Origin of the sequence: Amniculibacterium sp. G2-70, from assembly GCF_014353055.1 — a bacterium.
GTDB classification, from domain to species: Bacteria; Bacteroidota; Bacteroidia; order Flavobacteriales; family Weeksellaceae; genus Amniculibacterium; species Amniculibacterium aquaticum.
Genome location: NZ_CP060698.1, coordinates 2,507,695 through 2,534,271 on the forward strand (window position 1 = coordinate 2,507,695; position 26,577 = coordinate 2,534,271).

42 protein-coding genes are annotated in these 26,577 nt (G+C 37.9%); 34 read left to right on the forward strand and 8 right to left on the reverse strand.

Annotated features, from left to right (window positions below; all coding sequences use genetic code 11):
* The 10 genes from H9Q20_RS11605 to H9Q20_RS11650 all read left to right on the forward strand — a co-directional run bounded on the left by H9Q20_RS11605 (position 1) and on the right by H9Q20_RS11650 (position 3,839).
* Positions 1–630, forward strand: coding sequence for a DUF3164 family protein (locus H9Q20_RS11605; protein ID WP_187477819.1), 630 nt, complete (start codon positions 1–3; stop codon positions 628–630).
* Between the two features lies 1 nt (position 631).
* Positions 632–784, forward strand: coding sequence for a hypothetical protein (locus H9Q20_RS11610; protein WP_187477820.1), 153 nt, complete (start codon positions 632–634; stop codon positions 782–784).
* Between the two features lie 130 nt (positions 785–914).
* Positions 915–1,217 carry a hypothetical protein gene (locus tag H9Q20_RS11615; protein WP_187477821.1) on the forward strand — a complete coding sequence of 101 codons (303 nt, stop codon included), beginning with the start codon at positions 915–917 and terminating at the stop codon, positions 1,215–1,217.
* A 143-nt stretch (positions 1,218–1,360) separates the two neighbouring features.
* Positions 1,361–1,672: a hypothetical protein gene (locus H9Q20_RS11620; RefSeq protein WP_187477822.1), complete on the forward strand. Its 312-nt coding sequence runs from the start codon at positions 1,361–1,363 to the stop codon at positions 1,670–1,672.
* Entirely contained in the window at positions 1,659–2,162 is a 504-nt protein-coding gene (locus H9Q20_RS11625) for a hypothetical protein (RefSeq protein ID WP_187477823.1), read from the forward strand. Before H9Q20_RS11620 ends, H9Q20_RS11625 begins: the two co-directional genes overlap by 14 nt.
* Before the next feature lie 70 nt (positions 2,163–2,232).
* Positions 2,233–2,472 (forward strand): hypothetical protein, encoded by a 240-nt coding sequence (locus H9Q20_RS11630; RefSeq protein WP_187477824.1) that lies wholly within the window; start codon positions 2,233–2,235, stop codon positions 2,470–2,472.
* A 2-nt stretch (positions 2,473–2,474) separates the two neighbouring features.
* A complete protein-coding gene (locus tag H9Q20_RS11635; protein ID WP_187477825.1) occupies positions 2,475–2,948 on the forward strand; it encodes a M15 family metallopeptidase in 474 nt (157 codons plus the stop codon).
* Positions 2,945–3,253: a hypothetical protein gene (locus H9Q20_RS11640; RefSeq protein ID WP_187477826.1), complete on the forward strand. Its 309-nt coding sequence runs from the start codon at positions 2,945–2,947 to the stop codon at positions 3,251–3,253. The genes H9Q20_RS11635 and H9Q20_RS11640 overlap by 4 nt, the downstream gene beginning before the upstream one ends.
* A 2-nt stretch (positions 3,254–3,255) precedes the next feature.
* Positions 3,256–3,597: a DUF4406 domain-containing protein gene (locus H9Q20_RS11645; protein ID WP_187477827.1), complete on the forward strand. Its 342-nt coding sequence runs from the start codon at positions 3,256–3,258 to the stop codon at positions 3,595–3,597.
* Positions 3,591–3,839 (forward strand): hypothetical protein, encoded by a 249-nt coding sequence (locus H9Q20_RS11650; protein WP_187477828.1) that lies wholly within the window; start codon positions 3,591–3,593, stop codon positions 3,837–3,839. The genes H9Q20_RS11645 and H9Q20_RS11650 overlap by 7 nt, the downstream gene beginning before the upstream one ends.
* Before the next feature lie 75 nt (positions 3,840–3,914).
* Here the strand turns inward: H9Q20_RS11650 and H9Q20_RS11655 are convergent, their stop codons facing one another.
* Entirely contained in the window at positions 3,915–4,124 is a 210-nt protein-coding gene (locus H9Q20_RS11655; protein WP_187477829.1) for a hypothetical protein, read from the reverse strand.
* A gap of 108 nt (positions 4,125–4,232) precedes the next feature.
* On the opposite strand from H9Q20_RS11655, the gene H9Q20_RS11660 reads away from it, so the two are divergent.
* The 5 genes from H9Q20_RS11660 (at position 4,233) to H9Q20_RS11680 (ending at position 6,567) form a co-directional block, all read left to right on the forward strand.
* Positions 4,233–4,427, forward strand: a complete 195-nt coding sequence (locus tag H9Q20_RS11660) for a hypothetical protein (RefSeq protein WP_187477830.1) — start codon at positions 4,233–4,235, stop codon at positions 4,425–4,427.
* Between the two features lie 190 nt (positions 4,428–4,617).
* The gene (locus H9Q20_RS11665; RefSeq protein ID WP_187477831.1) at positions 4,618–5,121 is read left to right on the forward strand and encodes a hypothetical protein; all 504 of its coding nucleotides are present in this window, start codon (positions 4,618–4,620) and stop codon (positions 5,119–5,121) included.
* A gap of 219 nt (positions 5,122–5,340) precedes the next feature.
* Positions 5,341–5,592, forward strand: a complete 252-nt coding sequence (locus H9Q20_RS11670) for a hypothetical protein (protein ID WP_187477832.1) — start codon at positions 5,341–5,343, stop codon at positions 5,590–5,592.
* A 16-nt stretch (positions 5,593–5,608) separates the two neighbouring features.
* Positions 5,609–6,244, forward strand: coding sequence for a hypothetical protein (locus H9Q20_RS11675; protein WP_187477833.1), 636 nt, complete (start codon positions 5,609–5,611; stop codon positions 6,242–6,244).
* Between the two features lie 5 nt (positions 6,245–6,249).
* A complete protein-coding gene (locus H9Q20_RS11680; RefSeq protein WP_187477834.1) occupies positions 6,250–6,567 on the forward strand; it encodes a hypothetical protein in 318 nt (105 codons plus the stop codon).
* Here the strand turns inward: H9Q20_RS11680 and H9Q20_RS11685 are convergent.
* The 7 genes from H9Q20_RS11685 to H9Q20_RS11715 form a co-directional block, all read right to left on the reverse strand.
* The gene (locus H9Q20_RS11685) at positions 6,564–7,085 is read right to left on the reverse strand and encodes a hypothetical protein (RefSeq protein WP_187477835.1); all 522 of its coding nucleotides are present in this window, start codon (positions 7,083–7,085) and stop codon (positions 6,564–6,566) included. The genes H9Q20_RS11680 and H9Q20_RS11685 overlap by 4 nt on opposite strands.
* Position 7,086: 1 nt before the next feature.
* Positions 7,087–7,656 carry a phage virion morphogenesis protein gene (locus H9Q20_RS11690; RefSeq protein ID WP_187477836.1) on the reverse strand — a complete coding sequence of 190 codons (570 nt, stop codon included), beginning with the start codon at positions 7,654–7,656 and terminating at the stop codon, positions 7,087–7,089.
* A 2-nt stretch (positions 7,657–7,658) separates the two neighbouring features.
* Complete coding sequence (locus tag H9Q20_RS11695) at positions 7,659–9,683, reverse strand: phage tail tape measure protein (protein WP_187477837.1); 2,025 nt, start codon at positions 9,681–9,683, stop codon at positions 7,659–7,661.
* A 128-nt stretch (positions 9,684–9,811) separates the two neighbouring features.
* Entirely contained in the window at positions 9,812–12,349 is a 2,538-nt protein-coding gene (locus H9Q20_RS11700; RefSeq protein WP_187477838.1) for a DUF935 family protein, read from the reverse strand.
* Between the two features lie 53 nt (positions 12,350–12,402).
* Positions 12,403–12,828 (reverse strand): phage protein Gp36 family protein, encoded by a 426-nt coding sequence (locus H9Q20_RS11705; protein WP_187477839.1) that lies wholly within the window; start codon positions 12,826–12,828, stop codon positions 12,403–12,405.
* The gene (terL, locus tag H9Q20_RS11710) at positions 12,828–14,417 is read right to left on the reverse strand and encodes a phage terminase large subunit (RefSeq protein ID WP_222933877.1); all 1,590 of its coding nucleotides are present in this window, start codon (positions 14,415–14,417) and stop codon (positions 12,828–12,830) included. The genes H9Q20_RS11705 and terL overlap by 1 nt, the downstream gene beginning before the upstream one ends.
* Positions 14,417–14,857 carry a hypothetical protein gene (locus H9Q20_RS11715; RefSeq protein ID WP_187477840.1) on the reverse strand — a complete coding sequence of 147 codons (441 nt, stop codon included), beginning with the start codon at positions 14,855–14,857 and terminating at the stop codon, positions 14,417–14,419. Before H9Q20_RS11715 ends, terL begins: the two co-directional genes overlap by 1 nt.
* Positions 14,858–14,990: 133 nt before the next feature.
* Between H9Q20_RS11715 and H9Q20_RS11720 the strand changes: the two genes are divergently transcribed.
* From H9Q20_RS11720 to H9Q20_RS11805, 19 genes are all read left to right on the forward strand, one after another.
* Complete coding sequence (locus H9Q20_RS11720; RefSeq protein ID WP_187477841.1) at positions 14,991–16,088, forward strand: Clp protease ClpP; 1,098 nt, start codon at positions 14,991–14,993, stop codon at positions 16,086–16,088.
* Between the two features lie 2 nt (positions 16,089–16,090).
* On the forward strand, positions 16,091–17,008 hold the full coding sequence (locus tag H9Q20_RS11725) for a hypothetical protein (protein ID WP_187477842.1): 918 nt from the start codon (positions 16,091–16,093) through the stop codon (positions 17,006–17,008).
* 19 nt (positions 17,009–17,027) lie between these two features.
* Positions 17,028–17,246, forward strand: coding sequence for a hypothetical protein (locus H9Q20_RS11730; protein ID WP_187477843.1), 219 nt, complete (start codon positions 17,028–17,030; stop codon positions 17,244–17,246).
* A gap of 14 nt (positions 17,247–17,260) precedes the next feature.
* Positions 17,261–18,502 (forward strand): DUF2586 family protein, encoded by a 1,242-nt coding sequence (locus H9Q20_RS11735; RefSeq protein ID WP_187477844.1) that lies wholly within the window; start codon positions 17,261–17,263, stop codon positions 18,500–18,502.
* Positions 18,502–18,918 carry a hypothetical protein gene (locus H9Q20_RS11740; RefSeq protein WP_187477845.1) on the forward strand — a complete coding sequence of 139 codons (417 nt, stop codon included), beginning with the start codon at positions 18,502–18,504 and terminating at the stop codon, positions 18,916–18,918. Before H9Q20_RS11735 ends, H9Q20_RS11740 begins: the two co-directional genes overlap by 1 nt.
* Before the next feature lie 32 nt (positions 18,919–18,950).
* Complete coding sequence (locus H9Q20_RS11745; protein ID WP_187477846.1) at positions 18,951–19,289, forward strand: hypothetical protein; 339 nt, start codon at positions 18,951–18,953, stop codon at positions 19,287–19,289.
* A gap of 59 nt (positions 19,290–19,348) precedes the next feature.
* Positions 19,349–19,477, forward strand: coding sequence for a hypothetical protein (locus H9Q20_RS13285; protein WP_262385536.1), 129 nt, complete (start codon positions 19,349–19,351; stop codon positions 19,475–19,477).
* Positions 19,470–20,120, forward strand: a complete 651-nt coding sequence (locus tag H9Q20_RS11750) for a DUF6046 domain-containing protein (protein ID WP_187477847.1) — start codon at positions 19,470–19,472, stop codon at positions 20,118–20,120. Before H9Q20_RS13285 ends, H9Q20_RS11750 begins: the two co-directional genes overlap by 8 nt.
* Positions 20,117–21,115 (forward strand): hypothetical protein, encoded by a 999-nt coding sequence (locus H9Q20_RS11755; protein WP_187477848.1) that lies wholly within the window; start codon positions 20,117–20,119, stop codon positions 21,113–21,115. The genes H9Q20_RS11750 and H9Q20_RS11755 overlap by 4 nt, the downstream gene beginning before the upstream one ends.
* 3 nt (positions 21,116–21,118) lie before the next feature.
* Positions 21,119–21,652 carry a hypothetical protein gene (locus H9Q20_RS11760; RefSeq protein WP_187477849.1) on the forward strand — a complete coding sequence of 178 codons (534 nt, stop codon included), beginning with the start codon at positions 21,119–21,121 and terminating at the stop codon, positions 21,650–21,652.
* The gene (locus tag H9Q20_RS11765; protein ID WP_187477850.1) at positions 21,628–22,107 is read left to right on the forward strand and encodes a hypothetical protein; all 480 of its coding nucleotides are present in this window, start codon (positions 21,628–21,630) and stop codon (positions 22,105–22,107) included. Before H9Q20_RS11760 ends, H9Q20_RS11765 begins: the two co-directional genes overlap by 25 nt.
* A complete protein-coding gene (locus tag H9Q20_RS11770) occupies positions 22,104–22,331 on the forward strand; it encodes a hypothetical protein (protein WP_187477851.1) in 228 nt (75 codons plus the stop codon). Before H9Q20_RS11765 ends, H9Q20_RS11770 begins: the two co-directional genes overlap by 4 nt.
* The gene (locus H9Q20_RS11775; RefSeq protein ID WP_187477852.1) at positions 22,331–22,621 is read left to right on the forward strand and encodes an oxidase; all 291 of its coding nucleotides are present in this window, start codon (positions 22,331–22,333) and stop codon (positions 22,619–22,621) included. The genes H9Q20_RS11770 and H9Q20_RS11775 overlap by 1 nt, the downstream gene beginning before the upstream one ends.
* Positions 22,621–23,160 (forward strand): phage holin family protein, encoded by a 540-nt coding sequence (locus tag H9Q20_RS11780; RefSeq protein WP_187477853.1) that lies wholly within the window; start codon positions 22,621–22,623, stop codon positions 23,158–23,160. Before H9Q20_RS11775 ends, H9Q20_RS11780 begins: the two co-directional genes overlap by 1 nt.
* Positions 23,138–23,431, forward strand: coding sequence for a hypothetical protein (locus tag H9Q20_RS11785; RefSeq protein WP_187477854.1), 294 nt, complete (start codon positions 23,138–23,140; stop codon positions 23,429–23,431). The genes H9Q20_RS11780 and H9Q20_RS11785 overlap by 23 nt, the downstream gene beginning before the upstream one ends.
* 4 nt (positions 23,432–23,435) lie before the next feature.
* Complete coding sequence (locus H9Q20_RS11790; RefSeq protein WP_187477855.1) at positions 23,436–24,296, forward strand: nucleotidyltransferase; 861 nt, start codon at positions 23,436–23,438, stop codon at positions 24,294–24,296.
* Positions 24,293–24,781: a hypothetical protein gene (locus tag H9Q20_RS11795; protein ID WP_187477856.1), complete on the forward strand. Its 489-nt coding sequence runs from the start codon at positions 24,293–24,295 to the stop codon at positions 24,779–24,781. Before H9Q20_RS11790 ends, H9Q20_RS11795 begins: the two co-directional genes overlap by 4 nt.
* A gap of 2 nt (positions 24,782–24,783) precedes the next feature.
* On the forward strand, positions 24,784–25,644 hold the full coding sequence (locus H9Q20_RS11800) for a phage baseplate protein (protein WP_187477857.1): 861 nt from the start codon (positions 24,784–24,786) through the stop codon (positions 25,642–25,644).
* A gap of 110 nt (positions 25,645–25,754) precedes the next feature.
* On the forward strand, positions 25,755–26,576 hold the full coding sequence (locus tag H9Q20_RS11805) for a hypothetical protein (protein ID WP_187477858.1): 822 nt from the start codon (positions 25,755–25,757) through the stop codon (positions 26,574–26,576).
* Position 26,577: the final 1 nt, after the last annotated feature.

The following is a 26,577-nucleotide window of genomic DNA, read 5'->3' on the forward strand; positions in this document are numbered from 1 at the left end:
ATGGCAATAGACATCAGCCAACTATCCGCAGAAGAGCTAGAAGCGGCATTGGCAAAGAAAAAAGAAGCCGAAAGGCTGGAGAGAGAAGAAAAGCGTAGAACCTACGAAGAGCTCCGAGAAGAAACAATAGAAGAGCTGGGTACTGCTGCCCATGACTTGTCCTTAGCGTTAGAACGCTTTAACGCTAAAGTGTTCAGCCAGATGAGAACCTTGTACGAGCTTCTGCAAGATTACTCCAAACGCCACAAAGACGGCAAAGGGAATTTTGAAATTAAGAACGATGACTTCAAAATTCTCTTCAAGAAGCAAGGCAAAGGTACTTTTGATGAGAGATCGGTACAAGCCGAAAAACACATCATCGACTTTGTAAACTCCAAGTTTGAAAACGATGTAGATACCAGGGATCTTATCATGTCTCTTTTAGAACGAAAAAAAGGCGACTTGGATGTAGATCTTATCCAGAAGCTTTACGCTATGGAAGACCGTTTTGATGATGATAACTGGCGAGAAGGCATCCGACTACTGAAAGAAAGCTACAGCTACAACCACAGCAAAGACTATATCGCTTTCTACAAAAAAGGCAGAGACAACCGATGGATAGGGATTAACCTTAATTTTTCTAATTTTTAAAATGGCGAACAAAACACCCAGCCAATTGGCTAACGAGATCATAGGAATAATGAAAGAAGCAGGCTTGAATTACAACGAAATGCTCTATGTATTAGAAATAGTGAAAGAGAAAATGAAGCTTACAGAACACTTGTCTAAATATGAGCAAGATTAACAATAGATAACGTTAAAAGGCTTGGTATTGCGTGGCTTATGCATAAAGTATTTTCAGCCACGTAAGACCAAACCAATGTTCTACGAAGGTTTTTTAGCAAAGGCAAATTATTAACTTAAAAATATTAGAAATGATTTCAGAAACAATAAAAAAAATCACAAAAAATTTCGAAGAAGGTTTTCATTCGAAAACATTAATGGGATGGCAACAAAATTACGATAAAAATGCTCGACCATTAAACCCTAATCCAAATTTTATGGAAGGAAGAGTAATGATTGAAGGAAAAGAATATTGGTTTATAAAAAAGGGTTGGATAGTAAAAATTTGGGACAAAAAAATATCATACACATCTTTCTTCTCGGATGAAACCTATATTGAAGTAGTTGATTTGACACCTGATTATATTAAAGCGGAGGGAGAAAAACTTTCGTAGAACAAAAGCATTGGCGAAGGAGCGGATTAAAGTCTAAGACTTCGTAGGGTGTACCACCACCGCTCTTTTGCCAATGCCCTGTTATCTTTTCCGCAACGGTTTTAGTCCGGGTTCGATTCCCGGAGCGGAACAAATTAAAGCAAATGAAAAAGTTTAGAAAAAGAATAAGAATTGAGAATGCGACGGCTTTCAAGCTGGAGTATTTCGAAGGAACTAAAGATTTAAAGACGAAAGAATTTAAGTCTTTGAAAGCAATGGAACAGTTCCACAGTCGACAGACGGATTTTTTCTATTTGGATTTGAATCGTTTCGCGTTTGTGAATGAAAAATGGCATCTATTTATAAAATTAGACACACCTTTTGTTTTCAAAAGTGAACTAGATCGCATTAATAAGATTTTTAATGAAAAGTTTGAGGTTGAAAATCTTCAAAATTTTCAAAATGAAGAAAATTAATATCAAAAAAACCTTTAAAATACACAATATGAAAGCAGAAAAAATGAAAAAAAGACTGCTCGACAGGTTCGGCAGAGGGTTAGAAGATTCCGTATGGATGCACAGCCACCATAGAACCCATAATCTTGATGAGCTGGACGATAACGAGCTGGACAGCTTCTACCATCTTTTCTTCCCAAGAAAACCGAAAATAGAAGATGTCCTCACCAAAATGGAGCAAGATAAGGAGTTGAAAAGGCTAAGAGCCATCATCTTGAAAGATGCACACTATATGGGATTGTACAATCCGCATGATTTTAGTGGTTTCAATGCTTTTATGGAGAAATCTTCGGTATTGAAAAAGGTACTTCCGTTCTACAAAATAGACGAGTTCCCGGAGCTGATAAAGCAATTTAAAAGCATGAGAGCAAAATACGAAAAGGATATTACTGTAGTAGGTTCTAAAGCGTGGCACCATTACCACCAGTTGCCGATGCCATCTCGGAACTAAAAAAAACACCCACAGCCGTATAGACCATGAGCATTGTGATGTGACAATTACAAATATATCATTTTTCTGTATGGCTTACAATAAAAATAATTATTACAAGAGAATTATCGAAGTTCAAGAGATCGTAAAGCGAGAAAAATTTCAGCATGGACTTACCTACAAAGAGATATTTTACAAATTTATAGAGCCTAGATATCATATATCGATTAAAACATATAGAAATTGGCTAGGAGTCCCGGCAAAAAGAGATTTGAAAAAATTACAGGAAAATGATAAGAAAAACGGAAATCAACTAACCTTTAATTTTTAAATATGGATAAAGTAACAAAAGAAAGAATCTCTCAATTGCACCCTAGTGTGAGGGCTGAAGTAACTAGAATAATTGAGGAAATAGACAACGCATTGACAGGAAGGGCTGCCGTTAGAATCTCTCAGGGTTTAAGAACCTTTGCTGAACAAGACGAAATATATGCACAAGGGCGAAGCAACCCAGGAAAGAAAGTTACCAATGCAAAAGGGGGGCAAAGTATCCATAATTACGGATTAGCAGTGGATATCGTTCTTATTATAGACGGGAAAACCGCCAGTTGGGACACCGTCAAAGATTGGGACAACGATAAAGTAGCAGATTGGTATGAGTGCGTAAAGATATTCGCAAAATACGGCTGGGACTGGGGTGGTAACTGGAAAACCTTTAAAGATTTACCACATTTTGAGAAAAAAGGATATACATGGAGAGGGCTTTTGGCCAAAAAAAGAGATAAAAGCAATTATGTAATATTATGAAAATAAACATTAAAACAGATCCCGAAACCTTGTTTTTAGTACACAAAGTGGTATTGCAAAACACCCAGTTTTTGACCAAAAACAGAAGTGGAAAATCTATGGTGATAGAACTTTTTGAGCGGATCAGTAAGACCTGCATCTCTTACTCTGCCAATGCCAACGGCAAAAAAAGAAGTTTAGAATTGCGATATCACCTTGCGGAGAAGCTTCTGGAACTGGTGAGTGCAAGCATTGGCAATTTCGGAATCTACGAAAACAACAAACTCGAACTTTTTAAAAACGAACTACATCAAAAATTATTATAAAAATGAAAAAAAGAATCTACATCGCAGGTAAGATCTCCGGAGAAAATCAGTTAGAGTGCACCCAAAAATTTGTAAAAGTGCAACGAGAGATAGAAAGCCAAGGCTTTGAAGCGATCAACCCCATCAACATTGTAGGAACTTGGGATATCTCGTGGGAAAGAGCAATGAAAATCTGTATTGCCCATCTTCTTACGGCTGATGCCGTGGTGTTTCTTGATGATTACGCAAAAAGCAGAGGTGCAATGATAGAACACAGACTGGCGTGCGAACTTAATATCATCACATTGCGAGGAACCAGAGATCTGAAAGAGCGATTAACAAAACAACACAAGATAAAATGCTAAAAATTAACGGATACAACTACAGTAAAGAAGAGGTTTTGGATGCCTTACGAGGACGAGGATACCTGGTCCTCCCTTACAAAACCTACACCGAAACCCACATCCATGGGAGCAGGTTTGTAAATGACTATTACAACACCCATGTAGCCATAAAAGGAGACCAGCTCCCCAGCGATGAGTATATATGGACCAATGTCGCCATAAGAGAATTTCAGAAAGAATTTGTAAAACCAAAATTAGTATGAAAAAATTAGCACTAAAAATCCTAACCCCTATTATTTTAGAGGTTATCAAGCAGAACCGACAAGAAATAAAAAGAATTATTCTTCCATTTCCGAAAGCAGGCGACCAAGAGATTGTAAATGTTCTTCAACAAGTTGTTTCAGACGCACAGCATCCCCGAACTGGGTAGATTCTTTTACTTTTTCGATGATTGCGATATAATCTTCAACATCTTTTTTATTGTTGAATAACAATTTTTCCAAGATTGAAAGTCGCATTTCGATGTAAGCCAAGTCTTGCTTATCCATAATTACTATATTTTATTGTTAGCACACCAAAAATAGTAATTTTCCCGAAAGGCATACAGAGTGGTTCGAGTCCACTCCGGGAACAAAATTTAACTAAAATACATTACAATGACCCTCTACAAGATAGAACCCAAGAAACCCAGTGGCAGGTTTGTGCTTGCCACTTACGACAAAGGCCTTTTGGTAGAAGTAAAACTTTGTGGCGAGGGATGGACTGCCGAAATGCTGAAAGCCATGTTTGCCAGCACCCCTATAACAGAAGATTTCCCAACAGAAACCAAACTTAATTTTATAAAAATTTAAGTTTTTCTTGCACATTCAAAATTTTTACTTACTTTTGAAGCGTCAAAACAAATCGTAGAGAAATCTACAAAATTATTTTCAACGATAAGAAAACCCAACAAAGGTGTCCTCTAAGAAATGCGAGGAAACTCAATCTACGATTGTTTTGACACACCTAAAGTTGGGTTTTCGCATTTAAAAAATTTCAGTTATGTCAAAAGAAATTAAAATGCAAGTAACTGCTGAATTAGCAGTAGATGTAATTCCAAGTGAGAATTACGAGTTTTTAATGACTACCAGAGAGGTAGCTAATGGATATGGCGTTACAGAATATGCCATTAGAAAAAACAAGTTGAGTTTGGGTGATGAACTTACTGAAGGGAAACACTTTATAAAGGGTGTTACCATTGGTAACACCCTTGCAAATGCACAACCACATCAAGTTTTTTGGACAAAAAGAGGTGTTGTTAGATTAGGTTTTACTATGCGTTCCGAAAGGGCGAAATTGTTTAGAGATTGGGCAGAAGAACTCATCATCAGACTAACAGACCAGGGCGAAGATTTCTTGCAACCCATTCCGGTTATTAGTTCTCCCAAGAAACGCAACCACAACCGCCTTACACAGGACAGAATGATAAGCATTCTTTCGGATGTAGCCAAGATAGAGGACAAAGATTTGCGATTAAGTTTAATTTCAAAATTGGGTGTATCATGAAGGCGACAAAGTTTTTCCCAAACAGCACAGAAATGGCGGAATTTTGCAAAGAATTTTGCAAAGAGAACAAACAGAACCGCTCATATTTTCGCACATTTCTAAAGTGCAATCACAGAATGAATGAGCAAAGAAAAGCCATGGTTTTGGTAGATAACGAAACCATTGTGCAAAGATTAATCACATGCAAAGTATGTTATAACGCCCAAAATCCTCAACAAGATGAACAATAAGATAGGCTACAAAACAGAATCTTACAAAAGAGAAAACTATCAAATGGCAACCATGCAAGAGGACAATACTTTCGCAGATAGTACAATTAGCAGAAAAGAAGTACTAATGCAGTTGGGTTACGAGAAAGCCAGTACCTTGCTGTTAAGTTTTCTGACAGATCCGGACAGTCGGGTTGCTTACAGCGATGTACTCGCAAAAGAACTAACAGAGATACGCAAGCATTTTTTTGAAATGCATTAATAAAAAACCGCTCAAATTGAGCGGTTTTTGTATTTTTGAGAAAAAAATTATGGGTATTTTTAAATCAATTAATAAAAAATGGAATCAATTTTTAGATAATAGAATTGAAAAGATGTCGATTGCATTAGAAAAACAAGAGCAAAAAACTAAACAATCAGTAACTCAATCCATAAATGTAAATGAAAAAACGGGATTAAATTTGGTAAATCAGGTCCTTGAAACCCTACATATTTTACAGTCAACCAAAAAGCAGGAAACTTATTTTTCTCGTTTCAATTTCCTTGAAAAAAAAGCGGAGCAGTTGGATGAATTATCAAATCATTACAATTGGTCAAAAATTGTGGAAGTTGGTGTAGAGAATTATAAAAACCTATATCCCGATAGAGGTAATTCCGTGCAAAATGCACAATACTTGAAAGAAAAGTATCTTAATATGATCGATATTTTGGAAGATACTCTTCCATTGATGGTTGAACGCTATTTGCAAAGTGAAAAAATTGAAATTGAAAATCTAAAAACTGCGAAAGCAAAGGAAAACAGAAGAGTAAAAATGTCTGAAAATTTTCAAAAGATACTCAAATTTGTCAATGAACAAGGTTACGCAAATGATGATGATTTTTATTTAGAAATAATTGATTTAAAAGAAGTTTAAAAAAAATGCGAATTTTACTCTTTATATTATTTCCTTTCCTGCTTTCTGCGCAAAGCAAAACGCAACCTGCAAGGAGCAAGGGCGAGGTTTTTAAACACCGCCCTGAAAAACCTTATGAAAATGTAAACAATACAGGTTTGGTAGTGGTAACGAAAGGCATGTATGGTCTAACTTTTGAAGATAAGCAACTTTCTGCCGAAACAAAAAAGCGTGTTGAAAGCTTCTTTAAACTTCGCTTAAATGGCTATACCGATTTAAAAACCTATCATTTGAAAATCCGAAAACGGCAAAACAAATGGTATATTGGTACTACCGAATTTTAATCCAACAATTTCGTAAATAAACCTTGCCTGGTGGTGAGGTTTTCTATTTGTCCTTTGATGTAACCGGTTTGCGGTTCTGCGAGCTTACCGCTGTAGCTGCACTGGTAAGATAGTGTATACACATCGACCACCGTATCGTCTAACTTATTACCTTCTGTGTTTAGATTCAATTTCCCGGTATGTTCGGTTTCTACGGTTTTTAAAACTTCATCGGTGATGGCAATAAATTCTATAAACTTCAAAGCTTCATCGGTATTTTGTCCTAAATTACTGGTATCGCGCAGTTGCTCATAAAGCAGATTGAAGTTGATGGTTGCGATTGGCGGTTGGTTTCTATAATCTATTGACCAATCCACCAAAATAGCCGGGTAATTGTGGATTTCAAAGACTTCGGGGTTGTACTCTTGACCTGCATATAGATCAATAAATTGAGGAGGAACAATTCCTGCAGTTCTGTAGCGGTCTTTTACATCTTCCATGCTAAAAGTTGCTATTAATTTCTTATAAAAAAGTTTCATATTATGGTTTTTCTATTGCGTTGTTAATTTCCACATTGGCAAAGCGCTCAATTCGTTTTGCTAAAGCGTTAGAGTCGCCTAAAAATTGGCGTTTTGGAAGGTCTATATTCATTTTCCGTTGGTAGGATTTCACTTTAATAATTTCGCCTGTATCAACTCTTTTTCTGCTTTTTTTACGGGTTCTTAAGTTCATGGAAGCGTGAATGGTTTTCTTTCTTGTGTGGCTTCTTACATTGGTCACTTTGTTAATATTTTCGCCCTCGTTGTGTGCCTTTGCGTATGGTACATCTGTACCGATAAATACAAAGTAGTCGCCTTCAGACAATTTACGAATAGAACGCTTTAGCCTTCCAGACCGAACCATCAATGAGCCTTTGTCCTTTCTCTTTCTTTTTTCCCAAGTTTGCCGTGAGCTTCCATCCAACCAATCCTTTTTTACAAATCTTTCTTTCGAGAAATTCACAGCCACTACTCCGGCACGGTTCACCAGCCGCCTCATAAAAGACGGCTTGTTTACCTTTTGCAAACGGTTGAAAAACTCGGTTTTAAATTCAATATACTGGTTTTTCATGGCTATGAGGTTTCAAGATTTCTTAAAATACGCATCATCATTTCGTTGTAGAAATTTTCAAAATCTTCCATCGACATTCCTTTTCCACCACCGCCGTTCACGATGTTATCACCCTTATGAATGCTGTCGAATTTCACGGTGATATTTTTTACTTCTTTGGCAGCACCACTTATTTTATCAACATCTTTTCCCAGCTTATTTTTGGTTTTATCGCCTTTGCTTAGTCCGTCAGAAAATGCACCGCCTTTCGTTGGGTCTAATGGATTGTAAAGAGAATTTTTTTCCTTTTCTTTTTCCTTGGCGGCTGCAAGTGCTTCATACTTTGCCTTTGATGTTGGTAACATTGCCACTCCATTATACATCACCAGTTTTCCTGCTGATAACGCATTCTGTATTTTTTCGTTATCTGTAACAAGGTTTTGAGATCCTCTAAATTTGTGAACGCTCGCCTGTGCTTCGCGCGCAACTTTACCAAGTGATCCAGGTAACTTTGAAAGAAGCCCTAAAAGTTGCTCAAGAGGTTGCAGAATGACATCAGAGAGAACTTGTCCTATTCTTTTCAATCCGCCTACAATACCATCGTTTTGGAATGCTTTTTTTATAGAATCCCAATGGTCATAAATTAATTTGAATGCGGAAATAACCCTACCTATTGGCCCCAGAAACCAAAGAAGCGTTGCACCCCATTGGTTGTATTTTTTGATTGCTAAAACCACGAGTGCGATAAGTGCAGCAATGGCAACGGCTGTGCCTGAAATTGGTAACATTGCTAAAAACCCAGCAGCGGCCACAACTCCCAATATTGCTGCAAAAGTTCCCAATACCGGGATAATAGTGTCAATATTTTGGTACATCCACTCAAACACTGGTGTTAATTTTTCGAGAGCCAAAGTAACATAAGGTAGAATTTTTTCTCCCAATTTTATCATCGAAGCTTTGATGTTATTTTGAATAACGCTCCACTGCTCCGTTGGGGTTAAAGAGTCCATATACGCTTTGTTTAATGCACCTTGCGCAAAAGAAGTTGCGCGGGTTGCTTTTTCTAAACCTTCAACATCTTGCATTAGTGTTCCGAAACCTAAAGCCGTTGCCTGGTCAAATCCGAGCTTGCTCAGTTTTTCAATTTTTTGCTCATTGGTTAGGCCTTCAAAACTTTTGTTCAAGTCTTTCACAATATCAATTAAAGGTCTAATCTTACCTGCAGAGTCAAAAATATTAATGCCAACCGCTCGAAATCCACTTACATATTTTCCTGTTTTGGCGTCCATTTTGCCCATTGCAACATCGGCATTTGATAAAGTTCGCATTACACCTTCTAAAGCAGTAGAAGATTGTTCGGCACTTAATTTGGTGGTTAAAGATGCGAAGGCACCGGCAGTGCTTTCTAATTCGTATCCGATACTTCGAGCAAGCGGAACAACCTTCGGTAGATAACGCGCTATGTCTTTAAATTCGGCATTACCTTCTTTTACCGTTTCAAAGAGCACATCATAAACTTTGTTAATATCTTTCCCCGAAGACATCATCGTGGCAATCCCGGCACTGGCTACGGTTTCAATATCGGTGAAGCCGGCTTTAGCCGCTCGCATGGTTGGTTCTAAAGCGGTTAATGAATCCTTGACCGATAAACCTGCAGATATGATACGCCCAAAAGCCTTGGGTACCTCGTCCAGCGGAGCTACATTTCGGGCACCAATGTCCAGAAGTTTATCCGAAAGCCCTTGCAATTGCGTTTTCGAAAGCTCTGCGGTGACATTTATTTCTGCCATTTTGGTGTGCCAATCGTTGGCCATTGCCGTGGATTTACCCACAAAAGCAAAGGCGGCAGCTCCTGCAACAGCTAAAGCTGCTGCAGGATTCTTAATTTGATCAATAAAATCGCCTCCGCCAATATTGTCAATAAGCCCTCTGTATTTAGCTTCCATTTTGCCAACGGTTTGGCTCCACTTTCCTTGCAGTTGAGAAAGTTTAGAATTGAACATCTTAGTGCTCATATCTATCAACATTGTTAATTTGCTTGTTGCCATTTGGTTATAATTATATTTTTTGTATTTTTGTAGTAAAGTTTTGAAGCTTGCATTAATAGTTGCTACTTTCGGGGTGCAACCAATAGAGACGGCTCAATGAGTTTATACGGTCTAAGTTTCAGAACTTTTTATTTTATCTTTAATCCTCTCCGGATTTCTTTCTCATCTCCTTTCATTGGGTACCAGGTTAAAGCTTCTAAACCTTGTTTATTGTAATCAATGTCGCACTCTACAACTAAGGCGGTATCTTTATAAAACTTTACATATCGAGTTTTGAACGATTTGCTGTTTTCTTTTTTCTCGTAATGCCATACTTCAGACGGATTTTTTAAAACATCTTTTATATGTGGAAATAGTTGATGTCTGTTTTGGCTTTCAGAAGTATAATGACCGGTAACATGTTTTTCAAAAACTTTTTCTTTCAAAAATAATTTTCTTCCTAGGTAATCCTCAAATCCCATAAAATCTTCCTCTCCTGATTTTTTGAATAGCTCTTTTACATTATCTGGAGTAATAGACTTGTCTAATTTTATTGGCTTTAAATCACCTTTAAAGTCAGCGTATTTTTTTAAATTGTACTTATCGAAGGTCAATTGATTTACTTTTTCGGGTAAATCTTTGTTTTCGGAGTAAAATTGTTTTTTTGTGAAAACCTCTTTTAGGTCACCTCTATTAATTTCAAATTGTGATTTCTCAAATTTCGGGTCGCTAGCGTAAATCATTCCTTTTGCGGCACTTCCTTTAGTGATCGTGTCTTTCGTGACTTTCCCAACATATTGCAACATTTCGCATCTGCAACCGTAACCGTTTGGCGGAAATAGTTGCAGTGCTTCTTTGTCATCAAGAGAGAATATTTTACCATCTAAAACCCGGTGAGTATCTCGAACTTTGTCGTCACCCGCCGTTTGATATTGTATATAAGGCGTAACGGTATCTTTTTCCGCCATAAATCGAACATAAGCCGCTGAATTTTGCCCGGTAGCAACCGAAAGGTTATATTCGGCTTCCAGCCATTTTTTATTGAAATCCTCAGATTTCTGCATCACAGCAAATTCAAAATCCGTATAATTCCTAAGTCTTCCTTTTTCATCGACTAACAAATCCATAGCCGATGCAAATCGTGCTTCTGTTTTATTTGTAGAAAACTCAAATAGGTTATATTCCATCATTTGCAAGACCAACTGATCCTGCCCGACATAAGGAGAAAAGGTTTTAAAATTATCTCGCAAACCTTTAACAAGGTATAAACCTTCAGTCGCAACAAATTCTCCGAAAATCCCCAAAGTATCTTCGTTGTTGAAGATTGCTTTTATCATTTCTTTGGTTAAAGCGGTTAATGCAGTTTTAATGGGTTCTGAAACTGCCACAACATGGTTTCCACAAGTGCAAGCAAACGGATATCGTTCTTTGTTTTCCGCATCTAAATAAGCAGCAGCAGTATTAATTTTCGGTTGATTGCTTAAGGTTGGAATTTTTTTTTTAGCGCCTAACGGGATATTAAAAGTTTTCGAAATCCAATCCTGCTCTACATCAAAACCATTATTAATGAGTCCTGAAGTGATGTCCCAAAGCTGTTTTAAATCAATCTCTTGCTCTGCGGTTTTAAATTCAAAGTAATCGTCTTCCGAAATGGAATAGCCTTGTTGCTGCAACAATGGAAAAAGCACATCATTCACTACAAAACAGATATTCCGCTTGTCGGCTTGCGAGATTTTATCGTCTAAAGTTCTTTCGTGAACTTCGGTTTGTGACCTGTTCGATCCTTGATCGGAAAGCATAGTAGAACCCACCAATTGTTTAGATATTTCATCGGCATTAGACTGCATGAAGTGCATATACACTTGAAATGCATCTGTTCTATTAGCTTCGTTAAATTTAATGTCCGTACCCATCGGGAAAGTAGCAGCACCGGCTTCGCCTAATGATAGCAGCATTGTATTAACATTATCTATTACCGTTGCATCACTGGTGTTGGTTGTGGCGGTTATTAGTGGTAAACCAAACTTTTCGCAAAATTCCGCCCAAGATTGCATAACATTGCGTTTCCAAATGATATTGGGAATAATGTTGTTAATGATTCCTAAATCATTTGATTCACCGATCTGAATAAGCCATTTCTCAAATAGCGGATTGCTGTAATCTATAAAATCATCTTTGGTGACATCCGGATAAATGCGCTTTTTCGTTGGTGCAGTGTTTCTCCTTGGTATTAAACCAAGATTGATTTTATCGCCATTAAAATCAATAAATTCAACAATTGATGTTCCGTATAAAATAGAATCTAAGGCAAAATCTAAAAACTTGTAAAACCATTGCTGACGAATGATGAAGGAGAGTTCCTCGTTCACTTCACCGCTCTTTCTATTGATGATTTGAAAGTCGGTGTTTAAAGTGGACATTTTCCGCATTTGAATTTGCGACTGTAGATGTCCATCAGTTTTCAGATCATCAATTAGATCATAGAGGAAATTAAGTTTTGGATTTTCGGGGTGATAAGCCATTGTTAGGGCTTTTCTCCATTTGTCAATGTCCTTTCGGCTATTGTCTTTAAAGTTTTCGACAATAGAAATGAGTTTCGGGTTTTTTCTCCCCGAAGTTGTCGGACTGGAAGAAATTGCAACGGGGCGGTTTTTATCGAGTTTTATATTATAACCTAATATCTTCATCGGTTTTGTTATTAAAGTGTGAAATATGGGAGTTTAAAGATGTTTTAAAGATTTTACCACCTGTTATTACTCGGTTGATATTTAGAAGCTATTTTAATTCCTAATAAATTATTTCCCGATTCGTCTTCTAATAATGGCAAATCAGTGGTTTCTTCCCCTTTTGCAACTGATTTAAGCCAATCGAGTGCGTCTTGGTATCTTTCGGCTCTTATCGTTGGTATTTTGTTTGGCACCGTTGCGGTGTAGAGGTGATATAAAGCGCAATCGAGAGTTATCATTACGATGTAGCTATCTCGCTCATCACCTTCAGCTGAAAAAATCTTTGCCACATCATATCTGCCTGCAAGTCTTTTTTTCACCTGTGCAATTCCCATATTTTCGGCGGTCTTTAATTTTGTATCGGAGTAGTTATCCAATAATATATTTTTTATTTCGGTTCTGATAAGAACGGTATAGTCTTCATCGGTGATAAATGCCATTAGAATCTATTTTTTTTGTTATTAATCATTGATTTGCGCGTCGTGATTTTTGGAGGCACAGAGTTTAATGTGGCTTGAATGTTCAGTTTAGAGATGGCAGATTGCAACGCATCAGGCGCATCATCGTGAGCACCACTACCTTTTTGGAATGCTAAAAGTTGGTTAATGAGTTCTTTGCAATCCGGTGATTCTTCCAAATCATCGGAAAAGAAAACATTTCCCCTTTCAAAATATCCCGCCATACTTTCGATACGGTCGAATTTACCGGTCTTTGATTTCTGGTCGGCAACTACAGGAACATACCAACCGTAAGAATCACCGACGGCATCAAAATCACTTACAAACTCATCCTGGGCAAAAAGTCCCTCAATAAAATATTGAATGTTATAGGAAAGTAAACCTCTTGATTTTACCGTCTCATACAACCAAATCGCGGTATTGTTTTTGGAGGTTTGCTTTACAAATGCATCTAAAATATGAAACTCCCGACCTGCTTTTCCAACGAAAACCATTGCTTTGAAATCCCCAGCATCTTTGTAAGATAAATCGCCATAAAAACACAGGGCATCATACTGGCGAAGCTGCAAGCGTTTTTTGTAATGGATTTGTTCGTTTTTGAAAATTGTACCTTCCAAAATATGCACATGCATATATTCGCGCATAAACGAGCGGTATGGAGTTGTGTGATACTTTTCTTTCCAATAATCGGCGGTCGTTTTTTCAGGCCAATTGGATTCGAAAGTGGTAAGATTTTTTACAGCCGGAACCGTAACGACAAAGTGTTTTTTCGGTAATCCCAGTTCTTTCACTTTTTTACTGAAAACTTTAAATTCTTCTTTCAGCTTGTTGATGAGCGTGTTTTTGTGAAAGTTGTTGTTTGCAACCACAAACCGACGAAATTTAGAACCTTCATCGAAAGTACCGCGTAAATCTTCCCAGGCCCATTCTAATAATTTGTTGGAAAGTTCATCGTTATTAACGCGTTGTTTGGTGTCAACATCATCAATTACGATGTAGTCTGGTCTTTGGTTTCCTTCACGCAAACCTCTGGGAGATTGTCCCGGAGACATCGCCATAAACTTCACACCGTCGGTTGTGGTAAAATCACCATCCGACCAGTCACCAAACTTAAATTTCTTACCGTAATAATGAATGAACTTCTTATTGTAAGTAAGTTCTGCCTGTATATCAGAAATCAGTTTTTTTGCTTTTAAATCGGTTTGTCCGATTAAAAGCATGAATTTCATTCGGTTGGTTATATACAGATATAATGGTATTCCTAAATCCAAATGTACCGACTTTGCACCGGAACGATAGATTTCTGCAAGCAAATCGCATACATCGTTATCAATTAAAATCTGTGCTAATTTCTTATGAAACCATGCTGATTTTACTTTTGCATATTCCGGGAACATTTCTTCAAACCAAGTGAGATAATCTTTTTCCCAAACCAACCGTGTTTTTTTTCGAGAGATTGGCGTTTCGTTTGGGTCCAGTCCTTTTCCGCTGTATAGCTCAATAGCTTTGCAATGCTCATCGTAATCACGGAGCATTTTTTCCATTATTCTATTTAGTTTGCCTTCACTCATTATTCTGCTTGGGCTTTATGAAGTAAAAAAGTTCGGTGCCAGTCTAAAAACTCAATTGCTTTTTCAGGATCCTGCGTTGCCATCCAGTTGTCAAATTCTCGAAAAACGCTGAAAGTAATTTGAGTACTTACTTTGTCGGAAAGTGTAGAAATAACATTGCTGACTTCTTTAATGGCTTTCACATCAATTGTAGCATCGCCTCCTTTAGAGAGGTGGTTCAATTCATTCATTAAGACCTTTTTGATGTTGTGTGGGGCTGAAAGAAATTCTGTTTTTTTATCGTCCCAGGAAATATCGCCTTGAATTCCTTTTCGCCATCTTCCGACGGTTTGTTCGGTTACATCAATAGCGAGCGCAATAGATTTGGCGGTCATGCCTTCTTCTACAAACATTCTTTCTGCCATTGCTCGCAACGGCTCATTATTTACGCGTTTTGCCATTCGTTTTCTACACTTTTTCAGACAAACTTCAAAATAAATAGACACAAAATTTAGTTAAGTGGCAAGCCTTGCAGGTATTCTTTTTAAACGGAAAATGCTGTCTTATGTTTGTTCCATAATTCGCAGAAAAACAATGATTTTACGAACAAACGAAAACGAACTGTATGTTTTGGGCACCATTTGGAGTGGTGACGGACTTTGGTTTGTATCCGAATTAAATCGACTCGAAAAACAATACACCGATATTACGATTAAGATGCACTTATATGGTGGTTCTGTTTTTGACGGTAACTTAATGTGCAACGCTTTAGAATCTTCAAAATCAAATATTTCATTAGAAATCATTGGTTTGGCAGCGAGTATGGGAGCTATAATGGCACTGTCTGTAAAAGAACCTGCAATGGTCGAAAATGGATACATTATGCTGCACGCTCCTAAATCGGGTTCTTATGGTGAGGCTAAAGACCACGAAAGTGCCGCTTCGTTGTTGAGATTAATGGAGAAAAACTTTGTAAAAAAAATCACAACAAAACTTCAAATTTCGGAAGCTGAAGCAAAAACTTATATCGAAAAAGACACTTGGTTAGATGCAGAACAGGCGTTGGCTTTAGGGATTATTTCTAATATTATCCCTTCCAAAGTAGAAACCATTCTACCAATCGAAGAGCCATCTCAATATGGCGAAACCGAGGTTTATAACCTTTTCTCCAATATTCTTTTAAATCCGGCTGCAATTGGTTTGCCGGAAAATATGCAACAAAATTTTAACGATAATATGAAAAAACTTCTAATTCAGACATTCGCGTTGGCGTTGACTGAGGCAAGTTCAGACACTGCATTTATTGATGCTTTGCAAGAAAAATTGACAGCTGAAAAAAACGGCAAAGAATCTGCCGAATCTGCTTTGAAAATGTACAAGGATGCACAAATTTCCGCAATGGTTGACGGTGCGAACCTTGAAGAAAATGAAAAAGAAATCTACAGGAAAATCGGTGAGACTTCCGGGATAGAAGCTCTTGCAACGGTACTGCAAGCAAAACAGAAGCCTGTTGAAGCTGGCGCACCAAATATTGGAGCAATCATCCAAAACAGTGGTGGTTCTGCAACTCCTGTAGGTAGATCGGACTGGGATTTCAAAAAATGGCAAACGGAAGATCCTAAAGGATTGGAGAAAATGTCGGCATCTGAGCCGGAAAAATTCAAAGAATTGTTTAACGCTAATTACAAATAAAAATGGCAAACGAAGTAGATGGACTATGGTTGCAGCAGTATGTTGAACCACAATTATTAGAGGATTTTCAAAATTATAGAGACGATTTTATCGGTGCTATAAAAAGAGCTAATCCAGGAGCGATTGATAAAGACGGTATTCGTTTTAATAAACTGATTAACAATGTCGGTTTCAAAGTGAATGCGAATGTCGATTTTACCCCTGCCAAAATGGACGGTAAAAAAACGCTCGTTGAATGGGATAAATTGGATACCACGCCAACAAATTACAGCGATGCAGATCTAAGAGCAATGGCTTTTGATAAAGAATCCGAAATCAGAAAAGCTCACACCGATGCCTTTAAATTAGGCGTGAGAGATTACGCCCTGAATAAGCTCGCACCAAAATCGCATGTGGCAGGTAAAATGCCAGTAATCAGAACGACAGGAGCAGAATTTGAAGGAAGAAAACGAATGACTTATGTCGATTTGTTGAATTTCTACAACATGTTAAGTCCCTTGAACTTATTGGATGGTACGGCTTGGAACTTTGTATTAAGTGCAGAACATAGAGCTGATTTAATGGTAGATAAAGCATCTACATCCAATTACCGTGATATTGAGTTTGACAAAACCACTGGTGAAGTTTCACGATTTTTCAAATTGAAATTATTTGAGAATAATGATACGCCACTTTACGATGCTTCTGGTAATCTGAAATCTTTAGGTTCGAACAAAATTGCAACGGATCAAAAAGCATCTGTTTTCTTTTACACCCCAAATACGGTTTATCATATCGAACAGGTGATGATTTTGTTCAATGACATGAGAACCGATGTGATTTCTAAAGATCCAGAATCTAAGGTGAGATTACACACTTATGGTCTATGTGACAAAAAGCAAGAGCATGGATTTGGAGCGGTGATTTCTGACAATGTTTAACCATTAATTTTTATAAAAAATGGCAAAACAAACGAAAGATCAGAAAAATGAATATGCAAAAGCGTTTTTTTCGGAAAACGCTTCTGTAAAGACTTTATTTCTCAACCCACAAGGCGAATGGTTTACGGACGAAAGCTATGCAAACAACTCATTACCGAAAAAAGACGGGAAGAGAGTGGGAAAATTAGAAATTTTTGAACGCGACACTCCAGTTGAAAAAACAGGAGATAACCTATAAAATTAAAGACTAAAATGTCAGATTTATCAGGAATAAAAATTGAAAAAGGTAGGCTCGGAGCTAATCGTAAGAGTGCAAGTTACGCCATCAGCGGACTTGTGATTTCTGCGATTGCGGCTTCTGCTTTAGCCTTGGATACGCCAACAACGGTGTATAACATGAACGATGTGAAAATGCTTGGTATTACAGAAGAATACGATGCAACCAATAACATCAATGTTCATCGACATATATCGGAATTCTACCGTAATGCAGGCGAAGGAACAGAACTTCATTTGATGCTTGTCGCTCAATCGGTTGATATGCCTACGATTTGTGATACCAATGCTAAACAGCTTTTGGCTTTTGCAAAAGGAAACATCAAGCAACTGGCAATCGCTATTAATTTAGAATCTGATGCGGTTGTGGTTCCATTGAATGGAATGCCGACCGAGGTTTATAATGCGATTCCAAAAGCACAGGGATTATATGGATGGGCGGACTCTCATTTCATGCCCTGTCAGATTATATTAGAATGTTACCAACATACAGGTTCCGCAGCTTCATCTGCAAATTTACGCGATTTAGAAAACTTAGAGGCAGATAAAGTTACTCTTGTCAATGGACAGGACTTTCTTTACGCATCCACAAAAACGGGAAACGCACAAAAGTTTGCAGATGTAGGAACTGTTTTGGGAGTTATGGCAAAAGCCAATGTAAACCAAAACATCGGGAATAATGAAATTTTCAACATTACAGATGCGACGAAAGGCGTTTGGATTGAGCCGGGGATTTCTTCCCATAAAACCAACACCGAACTCATCGAAGATTTACAAACTTTTGAAAACAAAGGTTATGTTTTCGGAGTTGCCTATACCGGTATGGCAGGCGTGAGAATTAATAATGATCATGTTTGCGCACCTATTATTATCGATGAAGATAATAAAGTGAATGAGCACACCATTGCACTCGGTAGAACCTCTGACAAAGCACGCCGGGAGCTTAGAACGGTTTATCTACCAAAAGTGAAAACCGACTGGTTCCTGGATGAAACTACGGGCAAATTGAGACCTGCAACCATCGTAGCACTCGAAGACATTGGCGACAAAGTTTTTGGTGACATGATGCGAAACGGTGAAATCACCTACGGAAAAACTACAGTCGATCCGGAAAGCGATTTGATTGTTGAGAAAAAGCTCATCGTAAGCTATGTTATTGTGCCTCGTGGAAACATCGGTGAGATTAAAGGAACTATTAATTTCAAAACGCAAATCTAATGGCAGATATTATAAGAAATGGAAAAGCCTACGATTCAGTCGATGTAAAATGTCAAATGAACGGAATCCCGATTGAAGTTACATCGCTGACTTATGGCAACGCAAAAGAGCATAAGTTGAACCACACGATGGGAGCCGATGCCACTTCCTGGAGTTGGGGCAAAAAGACACCCAATGCTAAAATGGGAATCATGATGCACGACATCACACCGCTTGAAAAAGCATCTAAAGGGCGCAGTATTTTGAACATCAAACCTTTCGTCCTTACGGTAGAGTTTGTGAATGAGTTCAATGAAATAGTTGTCGATAAGATAATCGCAAAATTTCAAACCGAAGGTCGTGAAGTTACCGGAGACATGGGACTAAAGCAAGAATACGACTTGTTTGCTCTGAGTGTAAAGCTCAATGTTGTTTAAATTTTAAAAACTCTTTAAATATCATTTAAAAAATGAAAAACGAAAATTCAAATATCACTGAAGTATCAGCTGAACAAAAGAAAAAACTAAAAGATTTGCACGGTGATAAACTTCGCTCACTGCATTTGCCAACGGATGACGAAAATGAAAACTTTATCGAAGTTTTAGCCGTTGTCCCGGATAGAAATGTTGTTGGACAGTTTCAAAAGTTTATCACAACCGATCCAAAGAAAGCACAGGAGATTTTAGTAAAAAACACACTGAAAACTTCTAAAGAAGAAGTTTTGGCAGACGATGCATTGTTTTATTCTGCATTCTCTCTGATTGCTGAGCTGATCCCAGTAAGACAGGGAAAGTTTGGGAAAGTTTAGAACGCTGCACTGGACTTTCGGATAATAAAGAAAGTGACCTCTATCTAAAGGCTGATGCGATGATAAGTTACTTTCTTCATATTCCCTTCCCGGAGCAGTTGGATGACGATGTTTGGGCGATGAAATGGGCACAGATAAGCTGGCTCGCCGAAAATGGATTTTTAGGATTAAAACAAAACAATGGATAACGAAACTTCAATTATTATTGATCTCGCAGGTAGATACGCAGCTGCTTTTGGAATTGTAAAAGCATCCGAAATGATGTCGGCCGCGGTTTTAACAAAAGAAGATAATAAATATAAAGTTGATTATTTTGAAGATTCAGATCAAAGTTTTGAAGCTATCAAATTGAGGTATGAAGGTATTGATTTGAATTTTGGCGAAATGCTTACGAGTTCTACTAAAATAAGGGCGATTGGGAATCCTGCAATTATGCCATTGTTGTATGTGGAAAACATTTTCGCACCTCCTTTGATGATGGATTTTAGCAGAGCTAAGGATCTTGTGGTGACTCAAACCAATGGTGATGACAATGTAATTGTAGAGAGATGGGGAACGCAGCCGTGGGAGATTTCAATGAAAGGGATTTTGATTGATGTAGAAAACAGGCAGTATCCAACTGAGCAGGTTAAAAAGCTTCACCGGCTTTTTAAGCACAATAATGTGATAGAAGTTGTGGGCCAACTTTTTGAAGAAAAAGATATTGATACTATTTATTTTAAAGATGTTTCAATTACACCATTAGAAGGTTATTCAGATACGGTTCAATTCAGTTTTACTGCTTCCAGCATAAAAGAGGTTAATTGGTCACTTTTAAAGCCTAATCAATGATCCCGTACTTCAATATTGATCTAAAAATTACGATTGCCGAAAAGTATGTTTTCAATGTTGCAGAAACCATTCACATCGAAAACTCAACCGAGAAAATAAGCGACATCGCAAAGGTTACGCTTCCAAGGGAATTTAAGCAGTTGCAAGAAAGCAGTAGCAGTATTTCAATTGAAAGAAAACGACTTTTAGATTTTATTAAAGTTGGCGACAAAATTAAAATTGAAGCCGGTTACGATGGCAAATTGGGTACAGAATTCGAGGGTTACATTACCCGAATAGGTGCTGAAATACCAATTGAACTGGAATGCGAGGATGAGATGTATCAGCTGAAGAAAATGAAGACTATTAATAAAACATTTTCGAATGTTTCATTAAAAAAGTTCTTACAGGAAATTGCGCCAGGTTACGAAATTAAAACTTTCGAAACCCAACTCGGAAAGATTGCATTTGAGAATGTAACGCCTTTCATGGCATTGCAGGAAATTAAAAGCAAATATCCTTTTAAATTTTTCTTTCGTGGAAAGGTTCTGTACGCAGGTTTAAGCCATGATTTCGAGAACCAGGAGCAACATGAATTTAACTTAAACCGAAATGTTCGGAAAGGTGGTGATTTGAAATATGCAACCAAGGAAGATCGCAAAGTTTGGGTAAAAGCGATCTCTATGCAAAAAGGAAGTTCCAAGGAAATCACCTACGAATTTGGGGACAAAGGAGAAAGTGAAAGAACGCTTCATTGTCCGCTAAATCTCAATAAAGAACAACTCAAGCAATATGCTGAGGACTTTATTAAAAAATTGAGATATGACGGTTATGGTGGTGGTTTTGAAAGTTGGTGTTACCCAAGAACCATAGCGGGCGATTCAGCGAACCTAACAGATCCAAATTACCCGGACAAACATCGGGACGGTATTTATTTCATCAATGAAGTTATTACCAACATCAATGCTAGTGATGGGATTAAAAGAAAAAACAATATCACATTTAAAATAAAATAAACTATGAAAAATCTAAGCGGATTTTTATTGCTGTTAATCACAGCGTTGCTTTGGTCTTGTAAGCCCAGAGAACTCCCCAAAGAAAAGGAGGTAGTTACCATCACCAAAACGGTAAAAGAAGTCCTTCGTGATACCATTGTAAAAGTGCAAGCGGACAGCTCTTTTTATGAAGCTTTTTTGGAGTGTAGAAATGGGAAGCCGTTCTTATTGCAGAATTCAAATTTTGGTAATAAAATCGAATCTTCCAAAATTACTGCAGGAAAAAACTTGCAACCTCCAACAGTGCTTTTAACCGATGTCGGGAAACTGAAAATTTCCTGCCAATATTTGGCAAACCAATTAAAAGTAACACTCAGAGAAAAGCAGATCTTAGAAGATAAATTAAGAGAAAAAACCGTAACACCGCCTCCGGAAATCATTGAAAAACAACTCGGTTGGTGGCAGAAATTATGGCTCAATCTCGGAAAGATTCTAAGCACAGTTGTTTTAATGTACATTTTAATAAGAATACCGTGGAAAGCTTTTTTGAGGCTGTAAGCAAAATAAGTAAAAATAAATCCTCTTCAATAGGAAAAGTGGTAGAAATCACAGGAAACACCTGTAAAGTAGAAAGGGAAAACCTGCCTGCTTTGGAAGATGTTCGCCTGAATGCCATTGAAGGGGATTTTTCAAACAAAATCATCATTTTCCCAAAAATTGGGAGCGAGGTGCTTTGTTTGATAGTTGCTGGTGCTAAAGAAGAAACGGCGATTGTTCAATATACAGAAATTGACAAAGTTTTAATTGAAATCGACGGTGCAAAATTCGAAATGAGTGGAGGTAAGTTTCAAATAAAAAATGAAGTTGCAGACCAGAAGAAGATTACTAAAGATTTATTAACAGCATTAGATTCGGCAATTATTTTAACGCCAAATGGACCAGGTAAATTTGCCGACACCACAAAGGCAAAATTCACACAAATTAAAAACGATAACGAAAATCTGTACCAATGAGTTTAGCCGATGGAAAACCAATTTTTGTAAACGGGCTTGTCGCTTTGCAAAAAGAAATGTTAACAAAAGAAGGTGATTCTTTTCAGCATTTCGCTGAACAGATGGCTCAACTTATTGAAGATTTTATAAAATCAGCAAAAGTGCAACCAGGGCAAACGGTAACCACTGCCGGAACTGCAACCAATCAAACCGGACAAACCACAACTAAAGGGAATATAGAGTGATGAGAAAAGATATTCTTTTAAACGAACAAAATGAAATTTTAATTGTTGATGGTGACTTTGTCATAGGGCAAAGCGACCAACAACATGTTAAACACATCGTTGAAGCTTTCAAAGGAGAATACAAATCTAATCCTCTGGTTGGCTTTGGGGTCATTAATTACCTGAAAAGGGATGAAATGATTGAAAGTGAATTTAAGCGTGATTTAAAGATACAATTAACTTCTGATGGCTACCAAGACCCGATAATTGATTTAACTGGAGGTTTTGAACAATTGAAAATTAATATCTAATGAAAGAGTTAAAAATTTACACGAAATACTTCTTTAATATTTTGGAATCTGTACAAAAACCTGCGATTTGGATGCCGGGTATCGGTTTGTCATTAACTACAAGCAACTATCAATTAATGATTTTTTTACTATTAGGATTATTCGCTGTTGATTACATCACCGGAGTGATGGCTAGTTGGGTGGAATGGAAGAAAGAAAACACGCCAGAGCGTTTTCGAAATAAAGGATTTACGAGTGAGAAAAGCAGAATGTCCATTGTAAAAATGGTGACCTATTTCTTGTTCATCTTGTTGACTTGGTGTATTGAAATCGTTTTCAAAATTAAATCTTTTGAATTCTCATTTATGGATCATAAGGGCACTATAACTTTAGTTGCTATGGCTATTAGTTGTGCCATCGAGTTTTACTCCATTTTTTGGGAGAATCTTCCTCGGGCGGGATTTAGTATTTCAGCAAAATTAAAGAAAGTGGTTAGTGTTGTAAAATCCGCCAAGAACGAAATTAAAGATATTACTGATGGAAATCATAGTCCTTCATAACCAGTCCCTTTTGGATATCGCCATACAACACACCGGAAGCGTGGAAAATGCTTTTGCGATTGCGGTGGCGAATGGTTTGGCGGTGAGTAGTACGCTGACTGCAGGAACGATTCTCAAAAACCCAAATGGTGTAAAAAAAGATAATGATGTCCTGCATTATTACACAACGAAGGATCTGCAACCGGCAACGGCCATCACAAGAACTGTTGTATTACCAAAAGGTAGAGGAATTGGTTGGATGCGTATTGGAACAGACTTTAAAGTAAGCTAAAAAAATGAAAAAAACACTACAAGATATTATTTCCGAGATCCTTGCAACTAAGGAGAGTAATCCCGAATTGCAAGGCTTGACTAGTGACTCGAAAACTTCGATTTGGCGCAACATTTTGCAGGTGGTTGCCTTTGCGATTTACAACTTCCAGTTGGCGGCAGAACTGCACCTTGCGGAAATAAAAGAACTTATTGCCGACCAGAAGGTTTTCAATCTTAGAAGATACCAAAAAGAGACTTTGAGATTTCAACATGGTTTTGATTTGATGGCGGAAAGCGACCAGTTTAAATCGGAATTTTATCAAAGTGGAGCGTGGGTAGAAGCTACGCCCACACAAATTGAAAATTCTAAAATAATAAAATACGCCGCCTGTAATCGTGTGATTGCCGATGGCAAAGTCCGCATCATTTTGAAAATTGCGCCTGAAAATATGGACGAAATATTTGAAGATGATGTAATGACCGCCTTTGGAAGCTATATACAAGAGATTGCTCCTGCTGGGGATCATGTGGCTTTTGTGAATTATTTGCCCGACCTCTTGCAAATTTTCATGAAAATAAAATACGACCCAAAGGTTCTCACTGCAACAGGAATGCACATTGTAAACGCCAACTTTCCCGTGCAAGATGCCATTGCAGAATTTTTGAAAAATCTGCCGTTCAACGGAGAGTTGAGTGTACAAAAATTGGAAGCGAAAATCTTGGAAGCTGAAGGCGTTGATGATCTTTTAACCCAAAAAGTAGAAACCGCTTGGGTTAATCCGGGGATTGGTTATGGACTCTTTCAACCAATTGAGATGTCGGTAATACCAGAAAGTGGACGGTTTAAAATAGAAAATTACAACGGAATAAGTTATTCATTATGACAGACGAAGTTTTCAATATTAATTTTAAAAAATTGGCTATTCTATGGTTGCCTACTTTTCTCCGAAAATCGTTGTTAATGAACTTCGTGGCGGTATTGGTAGCACCTTTGGAAAGTTTGTACATCATTTTTTTGAGGGTCCGCAAAAAGAATCTGATACAGGTAAAAACCACCTGTCAAAAATTCTCCATCCAAAAACGCTTGAACGACGAATTTGATCCACTTGAGCGGAGAATAAAGATCGTGCCGGCTGTTATCTACAACGGAACTTATCTCTACACAGAATCTGAGGACGACACCCAACACACCAAAACAAAATGGTTGCACACGGCTAATCCCATCTATCTTCGGACAGAATCGGAACTCTACAGCGAGTTCGATTTTATCGTAGAAATTCCCAATACAGGGATCAACGAATACAGACTAAAAGGCGAAATCGAATATTATATGCTGCAATCAAAAAACTACAAAATTGAAATAATCTAAAAATGAAACTAAACATAAACTTCCTTCAAACTGGCGGAGTGCCACTGACCAACGACTTGATGGCGGACATCATGTCGGCCATACAGATGTATGACTGTTTTGGCGCATTGGCTGGTCATTGCACCATCATCAGCGGTTGCGAGGTTACCGGTAACAGCGTGGCTCCTGGAGTGGTCGCCATTAACGGTGAAGCTTTGATGTTCGAAGGTGGCATTGCAAGTACACATGTCTTTGTCGATGAACAACAGATTTTTAAAACTTTCCAAGACCAAAACGATAAAATCCTCATCACGAAAAAAGTAGTGAAGTTTGGGTTGAGCGTTGCTCCCAACCTCTATCCTTGGGCGGATTTTGTCCGTTTGGACACGATTAAAGCCATGAAAATAAAACTGGATGAGACGGTGAGTCAACAAGATTTTGATGCGTTGGTGAAAAGGGTAAAAATTTTGGAGCAAAAAACCGCCCCCATCATCAACGGTGGCGTGGTTTTTCCTTGGCGAAAACCGGTAAATGACATCCCGGCAGGTTGGAAAGAATGCACGGATTTCAGAGGGAAAGTAATTGTCGGGCAAGATCCCAACGATTCGGATTTCTCCGTGATTGGCGGTACGATTGGCACAAAAAAACACCAATTGACAAATTCTGAACTTCCAAAGCTTACCGGAACATTCAACACCACCAATCTCAACACGCAGACCTCGACAGGCATAGCTACCGATGTGTCGGCGGTAACGGCACAGATGAGTGGCAATTCTGTAGGCATGGTCCACCGAGGTATTAAGGTTGAATTTGGTAACAATCAAGCGCATAACAACATCCAGCCGAGCCGCATTGCAATGTATATAGAGCCGGATTTTGATTAGTTGTTACGAGGTTATGAGGTTATGAGGTTATGAGGTTATGAGGTTATGAAGTTATAAAACGCTTTGTGAAAACCAAAAATTCAAAATCAAAAATTCAAAATTCAAATTAAATGGCAGACATTAACACCATATTATCGTGGTTTCAGACGGGAGATTTTCCGACGGAAGCCCAGTTTAGAGAAACTTTTTTGTCCTTTATGATGAAGGGCGATGCGGTATCTATTTCGCAAGTTGAAGGCTTAACCGAAATTCTACAACAGACCTTATCGGAAGAGCAATTCAATAATTATCAATTTGCCATGGCAACACTTATTGATGGTCTAGCCAAGGCAGACGGTTCCAACATTGATGTTGAACTGTGGAGGACTACGCTAGGCATTGCCAACATAGCAACAGTAGATGGAGAGGCAGACGGCAATGTCTATCTCAAAACCCAAACCGATCTAAAATTCGAGTCGCTACACGCCAGACTGGATGATTTGTTTGAAATTTTGGCGAGTGACGATGTGAATCTTGATGAATTGCAAGAGTTGGTTAATCTCATTAAAACCCATCAAACAGAAATAGAACAGTTGCAACAGATCTCTATTGGTAACACCCACGACAATAAGGTTGAACTAACAGGAACTTATGAAGGGACAGGAGCAACCTTACAGTCCCAACTGAATTTAATTATCTGGGATAAAATAGAACAGATTGAACAATCTTTATCCGCTATTGGAACAACGAAGTACACGGCACAGATTAGGGTCAATAGCACACTGACTCACAATCTTAATTCGAGAGATCTATTGGTTGTTGGTTATGATGCTGTCACGGGTTATTCTGTGCCGCTGAGACACAAAGTAAATGCATCTGATGCTAATGTCGTGGATGTTGAATTTGACTCGGAACCTTTGAATTTTGTAAAAATAACAATTAAAAAACTATAAC